The organism is Micromonospora sp. NPDC049799 (assembly GCF_040656655.1).
GTDB lineage: Bacteria > Actinomycetota > Actinomycetes > Mycobacteriales > Micromonosporaceae > Micromonospora.
In genome coordinates this window covers 1-2,474 of record NZ_JBFAMU010000643.1, presented here as the reverse complement: position 1 = coordinate 2,474, position 2,474 = coordinate 1, and the positions used below count along the sequence as shown (strand labels likewise).

The window sequence follows — 2,474 nt, the reverse complement described above, 5'->3', positions numbered from 1 at the left end:
GCGGCGATGCGCGGCACGGAGACCCGGCCGGTGCCGACGATGGCCAGGCCGATGCCGACCGCGCCGATCGCGAAGGCCGCGCTGGCGGCGGTGACCGGCACGTCGTACCGGATGCGGGTGCCGTCGACGGCGAACCCGAGCATCGCCATGAAGTGCATGGTCCAGATGGCGGTGCCGCCGAGGGCGAACGCCGCCAGGGTGCCCCACCAGGCGCGCTGGCCCGGCGTGGTGGCGGTCCGGATCCGGCCGGCGCAGACCAGGCCCAGACACGAGCCGAGCACCGACAGCGCGTAGCTCAGCGCGGGCGTGATCCACCCGTACTCAAAGTGATTGATTTCCGCCACGGCGGTATTCCCCCCAGACACGTTACCGGCGCGTAACAACGCGCCCCAGACATGATCGAGGACCCCCTGAACAGGCGCAACAGCACCCCCCTGCTATCTCGGGGGGTGCTGTCGCGGTGACGGTGCGATGCGTCGATTCTCCGCCGGCGATGACGGAGAGTGACGGTCAGGCGGGGGCGTGGTAGGCCAGTACGCCCCGGTTGACGGCCGCGATGGCCTGCCGGGCGGTGGACCGCAGGTCCGGCGAGGCTCCCCCGGAGTCGGCGAGCTGGCCGAGCAGGTCGACGACCTGCCGCGCCCACCGGACGAAGTCGCCCGCCGGCATCTCGCCGTCGATCTCGTGACCGCTGGCGAGCACCTTGGCGAGCGCCTCGCCCCGGGCCCACCGGTAGACCGGCCACGCGAAGCCGAGGTCCGGCTCACGGGTGACGGCGAGACCGCGCGCCGCCTCGTCGGCCTCGATCTCGCTCCACAGCTTGAGGGTGGCGTCGACCGCGTCGGCGACGGGGCCGCGCGGCAGCCCCGCCCGTTCGTCGACATCGCGGCGCGCCTCGAAGACCACCACCGACACCGCCGCGGCCAGCTCCGCCGGGGACAGCCCGTCCCAGACGCCCCGCCGCAGGCACTCGGCGACCAGCAGGTCCGCCTCGGTCCAGATCCGTCCGAGCATGCGGCCGGCGTCGGTGACGGTGCCGTCGGGCGCCAGGTACCCGCGGGAGGTCAGCAGCGCGACGATCCGGTCGAAGGTACGCGCCAGCGAGCCGGTCCGGCCGGCCACCCGCTGCTGCAACTCCTCGGTGTCCTTCTCCAGCCGGCGGCGCCGCTCCGCCCACCGGGCGTGCTCCTCCCGGTCCGGGCAGGCGTGGCAGGGGTGCCGACGCAACTCCGTGCGGAGCTGGCTGAGCTGGTGGTCGTCGCCGACCGCCTGCCGGGACCGGCCGCCCCGGCGACCGCCGTGCCGGTCCAGACCGGTTCCGCTGACCTCGGCGGCCAGGTCCCGCCGGGCCGCCGGGGACCGGTGGTTGAAGTGCTTGGGCACCCGGATCCGGGCCAGGACCTCGGCCGGGGTGGTGAAGTCGCCGGGGGTGATCCGGCCGGCCCAGCGGTCCTGGGTGAGCACCAGTGGCCGGGGCTCGCCGAACCCGCCGGTGGCCGGGTCGAGCACCACGGCCAGGCCGGCACGCCGACCTGACGGCACCCGGATCACGTCGCCCACCCGCAGGCGTTCCAGCGACGCCACGGCGGCGGCCTTGCGCTGGTGCTGCCCCTGCCGGGCGATGGCCCGTTCCCGGTCGGCGATGGCCACCCGCAGCCCGAAGTACTCGTCGAAGTCGCCGTGGTGGCAGGTCGCCTCGACCCCGTACGCCTCGATGGTCTCGGTGTTGCGCTGCACCTGCCGGGCCAGGCCGACCACCGACCGGTCCGCCTGGAACTGCGCGAACGAGGACTCCAGCAGCGCCCGGGCCGGCTCGGTGCCGACCGACCCGACCAGGTTGACCGCCATGTTGTACGAGGGCCGGAAGCTGGACCGCAGCGGGTACGTGCGGGTCGACGCCAGGCCGGCCACGTGCCGGGGGTCGGTCTCCGGGGACCACACCACCACGGCGTGGCCCTCGATGTCGATGCCCCGGCGCCCGGCGCGGCCGGTGAGCTGGGTGTACTCCCCCGGCGTCAGGTCGACGTGCGCCTCGCCGTTGTACTTCACGAGGCGTTCGAGGACCACGCAGCGGGCCGGCATGTTGATGCCCAGCGCCAGGGTCTCGGTGGCGAAGACCGCCTTGACCAGGCCGCGGACGAACAGCTCCTCGACCACCTCCTTGAACACCGGGAGCATGCCGGCGTGGTGCGCGGCCAGGCCGCGCTCCAGGCCGTCGAGCCACTCCCAGTAGCCCAGCACCGACAGGTCCTCGCCCGGGATGGCGGTGACCCGCGACTCCACGACGCGGCGGATCTCGGCGCGTTCCTCCGGCGAGGTCAGCCGCAGCCCGGCGGCGAGGCACTGCTGCACGGCAGCGGCGCAGCCGGCCCGGCTGAAGATGAACAGGATCGCCGGCAGCAGGCCCTCGCGGTCGAGCCGGTCCACGATGTCGGGCCGCATCGGGCCCCGCCAGCGTGGGCCGCGGCGGCCTC

At 74.4% G+C, this 2,474-nt stretch carries 2 protein-coding genes; both read right to left on the bottom strand.

Features of this window, described 5'->3' with window-relative positions; genetic code table 11:
• Nucleotides 1–344 (bottom strand): MHYT domain-containing protein (locus AB0I76_RS27660; RefSeq protein WP_357041406.1); only part of this gene is annotated, 344 nt, incomplete at its 3' end.
• Between the two features lie 166 nt (nucleotides 345–510).
• The coding region (locus AB0I76_RS27655; RefSeq protein ID WP_357041403.1) for an RNA helicase at nucleotides 511–2,474 on the bottom strand (1,964 nt) is incomplete at its 5' end.